Here is a 15,431-nt window from a genome sequence, read left to right as displayed (position 1 = left end):
AATGGCAGACAATAGTACCATACTAGAAAAATTAGACGGACTCGTAGCCCGTTTTGAAGAAATATCTACCCTTATCACAGACCCGGCAGTGATTGCCGACCAGAAACGTTATGTCAAGTTGACTAAAGAATATAAGGAATTAGACGACTTGATGAAAGCAAGGAAAGAATATGTCCAATTACTGGGTAATATTGAAGAAGCTAAAAATATCCTTGCCAATGAATCGGATGCTGAAATGCGCGAAATGGCGAAAGAAGAAATGGACAATAGCCAAGAGCGACTCCCGGCGTTGGAAGAAGAAATCAAACTGATGCTTGTTCCTGCCGACCCGCAAGACAGCAAGAACGCTATTCTCGAAATCCGCGGAGGTGCAGGAGGCGACGAAGCAGCTATCTTTGCCGGTGACCTCTTCCGTATGTATGCCAAATTCTGTGAAACCAAAGGTTGGAAAATGGAAGTCTCCAATGCAAACGAAGGAACAGCCGGCGGATTCAAAGAAATTGTTTGTAGTGTGACAGGCGATAATGTATACGGAATTTTAAAATACGAATCGGGAGTACACCGCGTACAGCGTGTTCCTGCTACGGAAACACAAGGACGTGTTCACACTTCAGCCGCATCAGTGGCTGTGCTTCCTGAAGCAGAAGAATTCGATGTAGTCATCAACGAAGGAGAAATCAAATGGGACACTTTCCGAAGTGGCGGTGCCGGCGGACAGAATGTAAACAAGGTAGAATCCGGAGTACGTCTACGCTATATCTGGAAGAACCCGAACACAGGCATTGCTGAAGAAATCCTTATCGAATGTACCGAGACACGCGACCAGCCGAAAAACAAAGAGCGCGCCTTGGCACGTCTCCGTACGTTTATCTACGACAAAGAACATCAGAAATATATCGATGACATTGCCTCTAAACGTAAGACAATGGTATCTACCGGAGACCGTTCGGCAAAAATACGGACTTACAATTATCCTCAGGGACGTATCACCGACCATCGCATCAACTATACAATTTATAATCTGGCAGCCTTCATGGACGGAGATATCCAGGATTGTATCGACCATCTGATCGTAGCGGAAAATGCAGAACGCCTGAAAGAAAGCGAACTTTAGAGAAGTGGAGAGTTGAGAATTGAGAGTTGAGAGTTGAGAGTTGAGAACGGTTTCTTAAAATAGTAAATAGTAAATTGCAAAATAGTAAATAACAAGATGGATAAGCAACAATTATTTGAAAACATAAAGCGCAAAAAATCATTCCTTTGTGTAGGACTTGATACTGATATCAAGAAAATCCCGGAACATCTGTTGAAAGAAGAAGATCCGATCTTCGCGTTCAACAAAGCAATCATTGACGCGACAGCAGATTTGTGTATCGCCTACAAACCTAATCTGGCTTTCTATGAAAGCATGGGTGTAAAAGGATGGATCGCATTTGAAAAGACAGTAAAATATATCAAAGATAACTATCCGGATCAATTCATCATCGCTGACGCAAAGCGTGGTGACATCGGAAATACTTCTGCAATGTATGCCCGCACATTCTTTGAAGAACTGGATATCGACTCTGTAACAGTAGCTCCGTACATGGGTGAAGACAGCGTTACTCCATTCCTTACTTACGAAGGTAAATGGGTGATCCTGTTGGCATTGACTTCCAACAAAGGCTCTCATGACTTCCAATTGACAGAAGATATAAACGGCGAACGTCTGTTCGAGAAAGTATTACGCAAATCACAGGAATGGGCCGGCGATGACCGCATGATGTATGTAGTAGGTGCTACTCAAGGACGTGCTTTTGAGGACATCCGCAAGATTGTCCCAAACCATTTCCTTCTCGTACCAGGTGTGGGAGCACAAGGCGGTTCACTCGAAGAAGTTTGCAAATATGGTATGAACAGTACATGCGGATTAATTGTTAATTCGTCACGTGGTATTATCTACGTCGATAAAACAGAGAAATTTGCAGAAGCTGCCCGCACCGCCGCACAAGAAGTGCAGGCTCAAATGGCTGAACAACTCAAAGCAATTCTCTGAAAAGGGAAAAAAGGATCTCTAAAGAAAACGAATGCCTTACGAAAGAAAGATAATTAACGACCCCGTATTCGGGTTCATCAATATTCCAAAGGGGTTACTGTACGATATAGTACGGCATCCCCTTTTGCAGCGTCTTACCCGCATCAAGCAAGTAGGATTATCATCTGTTGTGTACCCCGGTGCACAACACACCCGCTTCCAACACTCCTTAGGTGCTTTTCACCTGATGAGTGAAGCTATCACCCAACTGGCTTCCAAAGGCAATTTTATCTTTGATAGTGAAGCGGAAGCCGTGCAGGCTGCCATCCTGTTGCATGATATAGGACACGGTCCTTTCTCGCATGTACTGGAAGACACGATTGTAAAAGGAGTCTCACACGAAGAGATTTCTCTTATGCTGATGGAACGGATGAACAAAGAGATGAACGGTCAGCTGAGTCTTACCATCCAAATCTTTAAAGACGAATACCCGAAACGCTTTCTGCATCAACTTGTAAGCGGTCAGTTGGATATGGACCGGCTTGATTATCTTCGCCGCGACAGCTTTTATACAGGCGTAACGGAAGGTAACATCGGCTCCGCCCGAATTATCAAAATGCTTGATGTAGCGGATGACCGACTGGTAGTCGAATCCAAAGGAATCTATTCTATCGAGAATTTCCTCACGGCACGTCGCCTGATGTACTGGCAAGTATACCTGCATAAGACGTCCGTTGCATACGAAAAGATGCTGATTAGTACCCTATTGCGTGCCAAAGAACTGGCTTCACAAGGAGTGGAACTGTTTGCATCACCCGCATTGCGTTTTTTCCTTTACAATGATATCAATCCTACGGAATTCTATAACAATCCCGACTGTCTGGAGAATTTTATCCAGCTGGACGACAATGATATATGGACAGCCTTGAAAGTGTGGAGCACCCACACAGATAAGGTACTTTCCACTTTAAGCACGGGAATGATAAACCGAAATATCTTTAAAGTGGAAATTTCGTCGGAACCTATTAGTGAGGACAGAAAAAAAGAATTAACTTTGCACATCAGCCAGCAACTAGGCATAACCCTTTCCGAAGCGAACTATTTTGTCTCTACCCCCAGCATCGAAAAGAATATGTATGACCCGGCAGATGACAGTATTGATATTATCTACAAAGACGGCACTATTAAAAATATTGCCGAAGCATCGGACATGCTGAACATCTCATTATTGTCCAAAAAGGTAAAGAAATACTATCTCTGCTATCAGAGATTACACAGATAAGTATAAAATATTCATGCAATAACACGGAAATCTGAAAAAAAAATCCGTTATTTGTGAACTAATTAAATTTTAAATAAAAGACATGGAGTTCTCGGCTAAGCAAATTGCAGCATTTATCCAAGGGGAAATCATTGGAGACGAAAACGCTACGGTACACACATTCGCTAAAATTGAAGAGGGAATGCCCGGAGCAATTTCTTTCCTGTCAAATCCCAAATATACACCTTATATCTACGAGACACAATCAAGCATTGTCTTGGTTAATAAAGACTTCATTCCCGAACACGAAATCAAAACGACTCTTATCAAAGTAGACAATGCATACGAAAGTTTGGCTAAACTGCTTAATCTTTATGAGATGAGCAAGCCCAAGAAACAAGGGATAGATTCATTAGCTTTCGTTGCTCCCAGCGCCAAAATTGGCGAAAACGTATACATCGGTGCTTTTGCTTATATCGGTGAAAATGCCGTGATCGGAGATAATACTCTAATTTACCCGCACACTTTCGTTGGAGACGGCGTGAAGATAGGCAACAATTGCCTGCTTTACTCCAATGTTAATGTTTATCATGATTGCCGCATAGGTAATGAATGTATCCTTCATTCGGGTGCAGTGATCGGAGCTGACGGATTTGGTTTTGCTCCCACTCCGAACGGATACGATAAGATTCCGCAAATCGGAATTGTTGTTCTGGAAGATAAAGTAGATATAGGTGCTAATACGTGTGTAGACCGTGCAACAATGGGAGCTACGGTAGTACACAGCGGTGTCAAGTTGGACAACCTGATACAAATAGCACACAATGATGAAATAGGTTCACATACCGTTATGGCTGCGCAAGCCGGAATTGCCGGTTCTACCAAAGTGGGTGAGTGGTGTATGATCGGTGGCCAGGTAGGTATTGCAGGACATTCTAAAATAGGAGACAAAGTAAGTTTAGGTGCACAATCAGGTGTGCCGGGAAACATCAAGTCCGGTAGCCAACTTATCGGAACCCCTCCTATGGAACTGAAACAATATTTCAAATCATCCATTGTACAAAGAAACCTGCCGGATATGCAGAAAGAACTGCATAACCTGCGCAAAGAAGTAGAAGAATTAAAACAACTATTAAATAAGTAACCAATGCTGAAACAAAAAACGCTGAAAGATAGCTTTTCACTGAGCGGGAAAGGTCTTCACACTGGACTTGATCTCACTGTAACATTCAATCCAGCTCCGGACAATCACGGATATAAAATCCAACGCATTGACGTAGAAGGACAACCAACTATCGACGCAGTAGCCGACAATGTAACAGAAACCACTCGTGGTACTGTTTTGTCGAAAAATGGAGTCAAAGTAAGCACCATTGAACATGGTATGGCAGCCCTTTACGCATTGGGCATTGATAACTGCCTGATCCAAGTTAACGGACCGGAATTTCCTATTTTAGATGGTAGTGCACAATATTACGTACAAGAAATAGAACGTGTAGGAACAGTAGAACAAAATGCCGTCAAAGACTTTTATATTATCAAGTCTAAAATTGAGTTCCGGGATGAAACAACTGGCTCTTCTATCATTGTACTACCTGACGAGAATTTCAGTCTGAATGTACTGGTTTCTTACGATTCGACTATTATCCCGAATCAGTTTGCTACCCTTGAAGATATGCATAAATTCAAAGACGAAGTGGCTGCCAGCCGTACTTTCGTCTTTGTTCGCGAAATAGAGCCGTTGCTCTCTGCCGGATTAATTAAAGGCGGTGACTTGGACAATGCAATCGTAATCTACGAACGTAAAATGTCACAAGAAAGCTTCGACAAGTTGGCTGATGTGATGGGAGTACCTCACATGGATGCCGATCAGTTAGGCTATATCAATCACAAACCGTTGGTTTGGCCCAATGAATGTGCCCGCCACAAACTGCTTGATGTCATCGGTGACCTCGCTCTAATTGGAAAACCGATTAAAGGTCGTATCATCGCTACTCGTCCGGGACACACCATAAACAATAAATTTGCCCGTCAGATGCGGAAAGAAATCCGCCTGCACGAAATACAGGCACCAAGTTACGACTGCAACCGTGAACCGATAATGGATGTAAACCGTATCCGCGAATTGTTGCCGCACCGCTATCCTTTCCAACTGGTGGACAAAGTAATTGAAATAGGTGCCAACTACATTGTAGGTATTAAAAACATCACAGCCAACGAACCTTTCTTCCAGGGACATTTTCCACAGGAACCCGTTATGCCGGGAGTACTTCAAGTGGAAGCAATGGCACAAGTCGGAGGCTTGCTCGTCTTGAATTCTGTCGATGAACCAGAACGTTATTCTACCTATTTCATGAAAATAGACGGAGTGAAATTCCGTCAGAAAGTAGTGCCGGGAGATACAATCATCTTCCGTGTAGAACTGCTTGCACCTATCCGCCGCGGTGTTTCTACCATGAAAGGATACGCGTTTGTCGGCGAGAAAGTTGTTTGCGAAGCAGAGTTCATGGCACAAATAGTAAAAAATAAGTAATAATTGATATTTAAAAGCATGATAAGTCCTTTAGCGTATATCCATCCCGAAGCTAAGATTGGGGAAAATGTAGAAATTGCGCCTTTTGTTTTTATAGATAAGAACGTAGTTATCGGCGACAACAATAAAATTATGGCTAATGCCAATATTTTATACGGTTCACGTATCGGTAACGGAAACACGATTTTTCCGGGTGCCGTTATCGGAGCCATTCCGCAAGACCTTAAGTTTCGCGGTGAAGAATCGACAGCCGAAATCGGAGATAATAATCTGATCCGTGAAAATGTAACAATCAACCGTGGTACGGCAGCTAAAGGGCGCACGATTGTGGGAAATAACAATTTATTGATGGAAGGTGTACACGTAGCACACGACGCATTGGTTGGTAACGGATGTATCATCGGCAACTCTACCAAAATGGCAGGTGAGATTGTCATTGATGATAACGCGATTGTCAGTGCCAATGTATTAATGCACCAATTCTGTCATGTAGGCAGCCATGTAATGATTCAGGGGGGATGCCGTTTCAGTAAAGATATTCCTCCTTACATTATTGCAGGGCGCGAACCGATTGCTTTCAGCGGAATCAACATCATCGGCTTGCGCCGTCGTGGCTTCTCCAATGAAGTGATCGAAAATATTCACAATGCATATCGTATCATCTACCAAAGTGGTTTGAACACGACAGAAGCATTGAAGAAAATAGAAGATGAATTCGAAAAGAGTCCGGAAATTGACTATATAGTCAATTTTATCCGTAATTCAGAACGTGGTATTATTAAATAAACAGTTCAAAATAGTCATATTATGATATACAGATTTACTATCATATCTGATGAAGTTGACGATTTTGTCAGAGAAATACAAATTGATCCGGAAGCAACTTTTTATGACTTCCATGAAGCAATACTGAAATCAGCAGGGTACGCAAACGACCAGATGACTTCTTTCTTTATTTGCGATGATGATTGGGAAAAAGAAAAAGAAGTAACCTTGGAAGAAATGGACGACAATCCGGAAATGGATAGCTGGGTAATGAAAGAAACTACTATCAGCGAACTGGTAGAAGATGAAAAACAAAAACTGTTGTATGTATTCGATTACATGACAGAACGTTGTTTCTTCATCGAACTATCAGAAATTATCACCGGAAAAGATATGAATGGTGCCAAATGTACCAAAAAATCAGGAGAGGCTCCCAAACAAACCGTAGACTTTGAGGAAATGGCTGCTACCGGAAGTTCTCTTGATCTGGATGAAAACTTCTATGGGGATCAGGACTTCGACATGGAAGACTTCGATCAGGAAGGATTTGACATAGGTGGTGGCACTAGCAACCCATACGAAGAAGAAAAATATTAAGTATTAAGTATCAAGTATTAGGTATTAATTGCTATGTAGTATCAGGCAGTTAATACCTAATATTTTTTTAGTCCCGTACGCTTTAATACTTAATACTTCTATACTTAAATACTTAAAAATCTATGCCTACTCTCATTGTTCTTATAGGTCCTACAGGTGTGGGGAAAACGGAGTTGAGCCTGCGCTTGGCAGAAACATTTCAGACAAGCATTGTATCTGCCGATTCGAGGCAGCTTTATGCCGAATTAAAAATAGGCACGGCAGCTCCTACTCCCGACCAACTCAAACGTGTCCCCCATCAACTGGTCGGCACGCTCCACCTCACAGACTATTACAGCGCTGCCCAATACGAAACAGAGGCACTGGAGATTCTGGAGAAATTATTCACGCAACACGAAGTCGTGATTCTCACTGGTGGCTCAATGATGTACGTAGACGCTATCTGTAAGGGAATTGACGATATTCCTACCGTTGATGCGGAAACCCGTCAACTCATGCTACAAAAGTATGAAGAGGAAGGCCTTGGACAACTCTGCGCAGAACTTCGCCTGTTAGATCCGGAATATTACCGGATGGTAGATCTGAAGAATCCCAAGCGGGTGATTCATGCGTTAGAGATTTGCTATATGACCGGACGCACTTATACTTCTTTTCGCACCCAACAAAAAAAACAGCGCCCTTTCCATATTCTGAAAATCGGCCTGACTCGTGATCGGGAAGAACTTTATGACCGTATCAACCGTCGGGTAGACCAGATGATGGAGGAAGGATTATTGGAAGAAGTACGCTCCGTACTTCCCTATCGTCACCTCAATTCACTCAATACAGTAGGCTATAAAGAACTGTTCAAATATCTGGACGGAGAATGGGAACTCTCCTTTGCTATAGACAAAATCAAGCAAAACTCCCGCATTTATTCGCGTAAACAGATGACCTGGTTCAAAAGAGATGAAGAAATAAAATGGTTCCACCCGGAACAAGAAACGGAGATACTAGCGTACCTCCGTCAATCTTTACAATTATAATTAAGATAATGTTTAAAGTCCTTTTCACAAAGATATTGAATCTCACCCAATAATCCTTATCAAATCTATATAAAAATCGGTCAAGCTTTGTTGAATCTAAGTTTATTGTTACTTTTGCAAGTACGAATTAAAACCAAAACCGATTATAAACGCAGATGAAAAAGATCAGCATCACTTTATTACTCTGCCTTCTCTGTCTGACCGGAATGGCACAAGGACAAAAGGCACTCGATTTAAAAGATATTACCTCCGGACGTTTCCGCCCGGAAAATATTCAGGGAGTAATCCCTATGCCTGATGGCGAACACTACACACAGATGAACGCTGACGGCACGCAAATCATTAAATACTCTTTCAAGACAGGCGAGAAAGTAGAAGTAATTTTCGATGTAAATACTACACGCGAATGTGACTTCAAGAACTTCGACAGTTACCAATTCTCGCCCGACGGTCAGAAATTGCTGATTGCTACCAAAACAACACCTATTTACAGGCATTCATACACAGCTGTACATTACATTTACCCTTTGAAACGAAATGACAAGGGTGTTACGACAAACAACATTATTGAACGGCTGTCTGACGGTGGACCTCAACAGGTCCCCGTCTTCTCTCCGGACGGTACCATGATTGCATTTGTCCGCAACAATAACATATTTCTTGTTAAGCTGCTTTATGGCAATAGCGAAAGCCAGGTCACAGAAGATGGCAAACAGAATGCTGTAATCAACGGTATTCCTGACTGGGTGTATGAAGAAGAATTCGGCTTCAACCGTGCTTTGGAATTCAGCGCCGACAATACGCTGATTGCTTTTATCCGTTTCGACGAGTCGGAAGTTCCCTCCTACTCTTTCCCGGTATTTGCCGGACAGGCACCCCACATTGATGCTTTAAAAGATTATCCGGGCGAATATACATACAAGTATCCGAAAGCCGGATATCCGAATTCGAAAGTAGAGGTACGTACGTATGACATCAAATCACATGTCACCCGTACAATGAAACTTCCGTTGGATGCAGACGGATACATTCCGCGTATACGCTTCACAAAGGATGCCAACAAATTGGCTATCATGACATTGAACCGCCATCAAGACCGTTTTGATCTTTACTTTGCCGATCCTCGTTCCACACTTTGCAAACTAATACTTCGCGATGAGTCTCCTTATTACATCAAAGAGAAGATTTTCGATAACATCCAGTTCTATCCGGAATATTTCAGCCTGCTTAGCGAACGTGACGGTTACAGCCACCTCTATTGGTACAGTATGGGAGGTAATCTGATTAAAAAGGTTACTAACGGTAAATTTGAGGTGAAAGATTTTCTGGGATATGATGAAGAAGACGGTTCTTTCTATTACACCAGCAATGAAGAAAGCCCTCTGCGCAAAGCTGTCTATAAAACAGACAAGAAGGGCAAAAAGATTAAACTATCCCAACAGGTAGGAACCAATACACCGCTCTTCAGCAAATCGATGAAGTATTACATGAACAAGTTCTCCAACTTGAATACTCCGATGACGGTTACACTGAATGATAATTCGGGCAAAATACTCAAAACACTTATTACCAATGACAAATTGAAACAAACATTGTCCGGATATGTAATGCCACAAAAAGAGTTTTTTACTTTCCAAACCACAGATGGCGTGAAGTTGAACGGTTGGATGATGAAACCGGTTAATTTCTCCGCATCCCAAAAATATCCGGTACTGATGTATCAATATAGCGGTCCGGGCTCTCAACAGGTATTGGATACCTGGGAAATCAGTTGGGAGACATACATGGCAAGCCTCGGTTATATCGTAGTATGTGTAGACGGTCGCGGCACAGGAGGTCGTGGAGAGGCTTTCGAGAAATGTACTTATCTTAAAATCGGAGTCAAAGAAGCCAAAGATCAAGTAGAAACAGCCTTGTATCTCGGCAAACAACCATACGTGGATAAAAATCGCATCGGTATCTGGGGCTGGAGCTACGGCGGCTACATGACTCTCATGAGTATGAGCGAAGGAACCCCCGTATTCAAAGCAGGAGTAGCAGTGGCTGCACCCACCGACTGGCGTTTCTATGATACTATCTACACAGAACGCTTCATGCGTACTCCGAAAGAGAACGCAGAAGGCTATAAGGAATCATCAGCTTTCACCCGCGCTGACAAACTGCATGGAAACTTGTTGTTGGTGCATGGCATGGCAGACGATAATGTGCACTTCCAAAATTGTGCGGAATATGCCGAACAATTGGTTCAACTTGGAAAACAATTTGATATGCAAGTGTATACAAACCGTAATCATGGAATATATGGTGGCAATACCCGCCAACACCTATACACACGGTTGACCAACTTTTTCTTGAATAACTTATAATGACGGACAGAGTACGTAAGCCCGAATGGCTCAAAATTAATATCGGTGCCAACGAACGATACACCGAAACCAAACGGATTGTCGACTCCCACTGTTTGCATACTATATGCAGCAGTGGGCGTTGCCCTAATATGGGAGAATGTTGGGGAAAAGGAACTGCTACCTTTATGATTGGCGGTGACATCTGCACGCGCAGTTGCAAATTCTGCAACACACAAACCGGGCGCCCGCACCCGCTAGATGCAAACGAACCTACCCATGTAGCAGAATCCATCGCACTGATGAAACTGGATCACGCTGTCATCACTTCCGTAGACAGGGATGATCTACCGGATTTGGGAGCAGCACATTGGGCACATACCATTCAGGAAATAAAACGGCTGAATCCACAAACAACAATCGAAGTGCTCATTCCTGATTTCCAAGGCAGGATGGAGTTGGTAGATTGGGTAATCGAAGCCCGTCCCGACATTATTTCACACAATATGGAAACCGTACGCCGCATTAGTCCGCTAGTGCGCAGTGCGGCAAATTATGATACAAGCCTACAAGTTATCAGACACATTTCTGAGAAGGGAATCAAGTCTAAAAGCGGTATTATGGTCGGGCTGGGTGAGACCCCGGAAGAAGTTGAAACGTTGATGGATGATCTATTAGCAGCCGGTTGCCAGATTCTTACCATAGGCCAATATCTTCAACCGAGTCACCGACATTATCCCGTTGCAGCATACATCACTCCGCAACAATTTGCGAAATATAAAATTGTAGGTTTAGAGAAAGGATTCAACATCGTAGAGAGTGCTCCCCTTGTTCGTTCCTCCTACCACGCAGAGAAACATATTCGTTAGCAAACAAAACATATCCCCTATTTGTTTTGTTGATAGAACCGACAAATAAACATAAGTATAGAGATGGCTCATAAAGGAACACTTTCTTCCGCATTTAACATGTCGCTGGGTTTTATCCCCGTTATTATTTCCATTTTGTTGTGTGAACTTATAACGCAAGACACGGCTATTTACATCGGTACAAGCATAGGTATTGTAGGTATATACCTTTCTTATCGACGCAAGGGAATGTTAATTCCTAATTTTATCCTCTATATAGCAACCGGAGTGCTGGCACTATTATCCTTGGCAGCCCTTATTCCCGGCGATTATGTTCCTCCCGGCGCACTTCCACTTACGCTTGAAGTCAGTATTCTCATTCCAATGTTGAGCCTTTATATGCATAATAAAAGGTTTATCAACCATTTTTTAAAACAGACAGGTTCTTGCAACAAACGTTTATATGCGCAAGGCGCAGAAGCAGCCGTTGTATCCGCACGTATCGCTTTGCTCTTCGGTATATTGCACTTTATTATAATTAGCATTACCATCGTTTTTCAAGACCCGTTGAGCAAAACAAGTATCTTTGTACTTTATAAGGTGTTGCCCCCTACCGTCTTTCTAATGAGCATTCTATTCAATCAGATTGCCATCCGTTTCTTCAATCACTTAATGTCTCATACGGAATACGTTCCTATTGTAAACACCAAAGGAGATGTAATCGGAAAAACACCTGCAATAGAAGCTGCTAATTACAAAAACGCATATATCAATCCGGTGATAAGAATTGCCATATCCACTCACGGGATGTTATTCCTTTGCGACAGGTCATCAACCGCCATTCTGGATAGAGGAAAAGTAGATATTCCCATGGAATGCTATCTCCGCTTCGGAGAATCTTTGGAAGCAGGCGCCACTCGTTTAATCAACCATGCTTTCCCTCATGAAAAAGGTATCAAACCTGAATTCAACATCGTTTATCACTTCGAGAATGAAGTGACCAATCGTCTTGTCTATCTATTCATTGTTGATATTAAAGATGATTCCATCCTTTGTAACCCCCGCTTTAAAAACAGTAAACTGTGGAGTTTCAAACAGATAGAGGAAAACTTAGGAAAAGGTTTCTTCAGCAGCTGCTTCGAAGATGAATATGAACACCTGAAAGGCGTTATTTATATAAGAGAAAAATACAAGGAATCTTAGATAAATCAGGCACGTGTCCTTTCCACTCCTTCACTGTACGTGTCTGTATATACTCTCCTTCACAAGTAATATTGGCAGCGATACAAAGCTTTGTTTGAGGACGGCAATTCAACAAAATATCCTCTATCATCTTATGATTCCGGTAAGGCGTCTCAATGAAAAGTTGCGTTTGATTTTCAGCGTACACACGCTGTTCCAGTGCTTTTAGTTTTTTGGCACGCTCTCCCGATTCAATCGGCAGATAGCCATGAAACGCAAAACTCTGCCCGTTAAAGCCGGAAGCCATCACAGAAAGAATAATGGAAGAAGGTCCAACCAAAGGAACCACCTTCAACTTTTTACGCTGTGCGATAGCAACTACATCAGCTCCTGGGTCAGCTACTGCCGGACAACCTGCTTCGGAGATCACCCCCATTGAAGCACCACCTACTAAAGGTTGCAGATAACCGGAAATATCATCAGGAGAAGTATGCTTGTTCAACGGGTAAAATGTCAATGCATCAATATCAATCTCCCGGTCCACCTTTTTCAGGAAACGCCGGGCAGAACGAACATCTTCGACTATAAAATACCGGATACCGGAGATAATCTCCTTATTATAAGAAGGCAATACCTTTTCAATAGACGTATCACCTAACGTCACGGGCAACAAATAGAGGGCAGTTTCCACTTTTTTAATTGAGAATTAAGACTATACTTTAAAAATCAAATAAGGTTTTGAGCAAAGCTAATTAAACATTGAGAAATGTAACAGCTCAGGAAGCCAAATAGTTGGATTCACTTAACATCTCTTGATAATCTGTAAATTCCAGGAGATCTTTCAGTTTCATGTCCTTATGCTTTTTCATATAAGAAGCGATGATTCTTGCACCCACCCATGTTCCGATCAATGCCGGAGCTTGAGCACCCAACATATCGACAGCCGGAGCAGGTTTCATATAATAGCGGATCACCATCGGGTCACGTGCATGCAGATGATCGTTGGTACAGATATAATTCCATATCTCCTTTTCATTCTCCTTACACCAGTCGCTTTCCCCCTTGGAATATCCCATCGCTTCACCGATATCACTATATCCTAACAGATTCTGCACGACGTAATTGATTTTTCCGGAGTGCATCATCAAGTCAATCAGACAAGTACCCTCATGATAATCCATTCCGTAACGGCTCAAAAGATAAAAAGCAAAACAATCCGGCACAATCCGTTCCGGACGCATCGAACGACATTGATAATCGTAATAGAAACGCTTATAGAGAGGATAATCTTCCCCCATATATTTATCAAGACTGATCCCTAATAAAGAATCCACCAAAACAATAGATTCGTTGAAGGCAGACACTTGCGAATAGATAAACGGCACCTTCGTATCAGGCACTTCCTTCTTCAGTTTCCGGAATCCTTTGTTAAGTCCTTTTTCCACCTCATCCAGATTAGGGTACTTTGCTTCCACATCGCTAAGCAAACGGACTAAAGTCGTATCCGAATAGAATTTCTGCAGACGTTGCGAAATAGTATCATCTTTTACCGTGCCGATAGACAACACATCCTCAATCAGAATTTTCGTCGGCATACGGTAGTCCATCGTCAACTTCTGCATAGCAGAAAAGCTGTTGGAGCGAACGTATTCGCTCAACAGCTTATCATATCTTAGAACAGAAATCCCTTCTTCCTTCTGCTCCGTACCTTTTCCCGTGCTTATCCCACAGGAGGCGAAAAGCATACCAATTAATAAATTAAGAAGAGAGATCCGTAGTTTCATAATCTTTTATCCGTAAATGATGTTACCACTTTCGTCCATATACTCTTCGAGCCCCTTCTCATAAGTAGCCATGGCACGAAGACTCATACCTACGCTGGAGAATCCACCGTCATGGAATAAGTTCTGCATAGTCACCTTACGGGTAAGATCGGAGAACATCACGATGCAATAATCAGCACATTCGTCAGCTGTAGCATTCCCGAGCGGAGACATACGGTTGGAGAAATCAAACAGTTTATCCATACCTTTCACACCCGAACCTGCAGTAGTAAATGTAGGAGACTGCGAGATAGTGTTCACGCGTACACTATGTTCGCGTCCGTAGATGTAACCAAAGCTACGTGCAATGGATTCCAACAATGCCTTTGCATCTGCCATATCATTGTAACCATAGAAAGTACGCTGCGCAGCCACGTAGCTCAAAGCAACGATAGAACCGTAATCAGCAATAGCATTCAATTTCTTGGCGGACTGAATCATTTTGTGGAATGAAACAGCTGAAATATCCAATGTCTTATCCAACATTCCATAGTCAAGATCATCATAAGTACGTTTCTTGCGTACGTTAGGAGACATACCGATAGAGTGGAGTACAAAATCAATTTGTCCACCCAATATATCCATGGAGGTTTTGAAGACATTTTGCAAATCTTCTACGCTGGTGGCATCTGCCGGAATCACCTGGCAATTTAATTTCTGTGCCAAAGCGTCGACTTCTCCCATACGGATGGCCATCGGAGTATTTGATAATGTAATAGTTGCACCTTCTTCTACGGCACGCTCTGCCACTTTCCAGGCAATAGACTGATCGTTCAAAGCACCGAAGATAATACCTCTTTTTCCTTTCAACAAGTTATAACTCATATCTTTTAATAGTTAAATTTTGTGCAAAGATAGGAACTTTCTGCATAAAAACACGAGAAGTGTGCAAATAATAGACAGAAATGACAAAAAATACACGTATTCTATCAATTAGTCCACATCCTCTTGGGGTTTGCCACCTATCTTTGCGATCGATAATTAAGAGGTTTTTTCATAATATTTATTTAAGGTTAGAATTAGGTTAACATGAATTGG

At 42.4% G+C, this 15,431-nt stretch carries 14 protein-coding genes; 11 read left to right on the top strand and 3 right to left on the bottom strand.

The window, feature by feature from the left end:
- Window position 1: 1 nt before the first annotated feature.
- The 11 genes from prfA (at window position 2) to A4V03_RS02530 (ending at window position 12,591) form a co-directional block, all read left to right on the top strand.
- Window positions 2-1,114, top strand: coding sequence for a peptide chain release factor 1 (gene prfA, locus A4V03_RS02580; RefSeq protein ID WP_065537838.1), 1,113 nt, complete (start codon window positions 2-4; stop codon window positions 1,112-1,114).
- Window positions 1,115-1,210: 96 nt separating this feature from the next.
- Complete coding sequence (gene pyrF, locus A4V03_RS02575) at window positions 1,211-2,035, top strand: orotidine-5'-phosphate decarboxylase (RefSeq protein WP_065537837.1); 825 nt, start codon at window positions 1,211-1,213, stop codon at window positions 2,033-2,035.
- Between the two features lie 31 nt (window positions 2,036-2,066).
- Window positions 2,067-3,296: an HD domain-containing protein gene (locus A4V03_RS02570; RefSeq protein WP_065537836.1), complete on the top strand. Its 1,230-nt coding sequence runs from the start codon at window positions 2,067-2,069 to the stop codon at window positions 3,294-3,296.
- Between the two features lie 82 nt (window positions 3,297-3,378).
- A complete protein-coding gene (lpxD, locus tag A4V03_RS02565; RefSeq protein WP_065537835.1) occupies window positions 3,379-4,419 on the top strand; it encodes a UDP-3-O-(3-hydroxymyristoyl)glucosamine N-acyltransferase in 1,041 nt (346 codons plus the stop codon).
- 3 nt (window positions 4,420-4,422) lie between these two features.
- On the top strand, window positions 4,423-5,808 hold the full coding sequence (locus tag A4V03_RS02560) for a bifunctional UDP-3-O-[3-hydroxymyristoyl] N-acetylglucosamine deacetylase/3-hydroxyacyl-ACP dehydratase (protein ID WP_065537834.1): 1,386 nt from the start codon (window positions 4,423-4,425) through the stop codon (window positions 5,806-5,808).
- Between the two features lie 18 nt (window positions 5,809-5,826).
- Complete coding sequence (gene lpxA / locus A4V03_RS02555; RefSeq protein ID WP_004301698.1) at window positions 5,827-6,594, top strand: acyl-ACP--UDP-N-acetylglucosamine O-acyltransferase; 768 nt, start codon at window positions 5,827-5,829, stop codon at window positions 6,592-6,594.
- A gap of 21 nt (window positions 6,595-6,615) precedes the next feature.
- A complete protein-coding gene (locus A4V03_RS02550) occupies window positions 6,616-7,170 on the top strand; it encodes an IS1096 element passenger TnpR family protein (protein WP_065537833.1) in 555 nt (184 codons plus the stop codon).
- Window positions 7,171-7,292: 122 nt separating this feature from the next.
- Window positions 7,293-8,195, top strand: a complete 903-nt coding sequence (miaA, locus tag A4V03_RS02545; RefSeq protein ID WP_065537832.1) for a tRNA (adenosine(37)-N6)-dimethylallyltransferase MiaA — start codon at window positions 7,293-7,295, stop codon at window positions 8,193-8,195.
- A 155-nt stretch (window positions 8,196-8,350) separates the two neighbouring features.
- Window positions 8,351-10,561 (top strand): S9 family peptidase, encoded by a 2,211-nt coding sequence (locus A4V03_RS02540; RefSeq protein WP_065537831.1) that lies wholly within the window; start codon window positions 8,351-8,353, stop codon window positions 10,559-10,561.
- Complete coding sequence (lipA, locus tag A4V03_RS02535) at window positions 10,561-11,409, top strand: lipoyl synthase (RefSeq protein ID WP_065537830.1); 849 nt, start codon at window positions 10,561-10,563, stop codon at window positions 11,407-11,409. Before A4V03_RS02540 ends, lipA begins: the two co-directional genes overlap by 1 nt.
- Window positions 11,410-11,472: 63 nt before the next feature.
- A complete protein-coding gene (locus A4V03_RS02530; protein ID WP_065537829.1) occupies window positions 11,473-12,591 on the top strand; it encodes a hypothetical protein in 1,119 nt (372 codons plus the stop codon).
- Here A4V03_RS02530 and A4V03_RS02525 read toward each other — a convergent pair.
- The 3 genes from A4V03_RS02525 to A4V03_RS02515 all read right to left on the bottom strand — a co-directional run bounded on the left by A4V03_RS02525 (window position 12,557) and on the right by A4V03_RS02515 (window position 15,218).
- Window positions 12,557-13,261: an SAM-dependent methyltransferase gene (locus A4V03_RS02525; RefSeq protein WP_065537828.1), complete on the bottom strand. Its 705-nt coding sequence runs from the start codon at window positions 13,259-13,261 to the stop codon at window positions 12,557-12,559. The two genes, A4V03_RS02530 and A4V03_RS02525, sit on opposite strands and share 35 nt — an antisense overlap.
- Window positions 13,262-13,346: 85 nt before the next feature.
- Window positions 13,347-14,354, bottom strand: coding sequence for a gliding motility protein GldB-related protein (locus tag A4V03_RS02520; protein ID WP_065537827.1), 1,008 nt, complete (start codon window positions 14,352-14,354; stop codon window positions 13,347-13,349).
- 6 nt (window positions 14,355-14,360) lie between these two features.
- Window positions 14,361-15,218, bottom strand: a complete 858-nt coding sequence (locus A4V03_RS02515; protein WP_065537826.1) for an enoyl-ACP reductase FabI — start codon at window positions 15,216-15,218, stop codon at window positions 14,361-14,363.
- Window positions 15,219-15,431 lie beyond the last annotated feature (213 nt).

Origin of the sequence: Bacteroides caecimuris (assembly GCF_001688725.2) — a bacterium.
Taxonomy (GTDB): Bacteria; Bacteroidota; Bacteroidia; order Bacteroidales; family Bacteroidaceae; genus Bacteroides; species Bacteroides caecimuris.
This window is presented reverse-complemented; position numbering and strand designations above follow the sequence as displayed.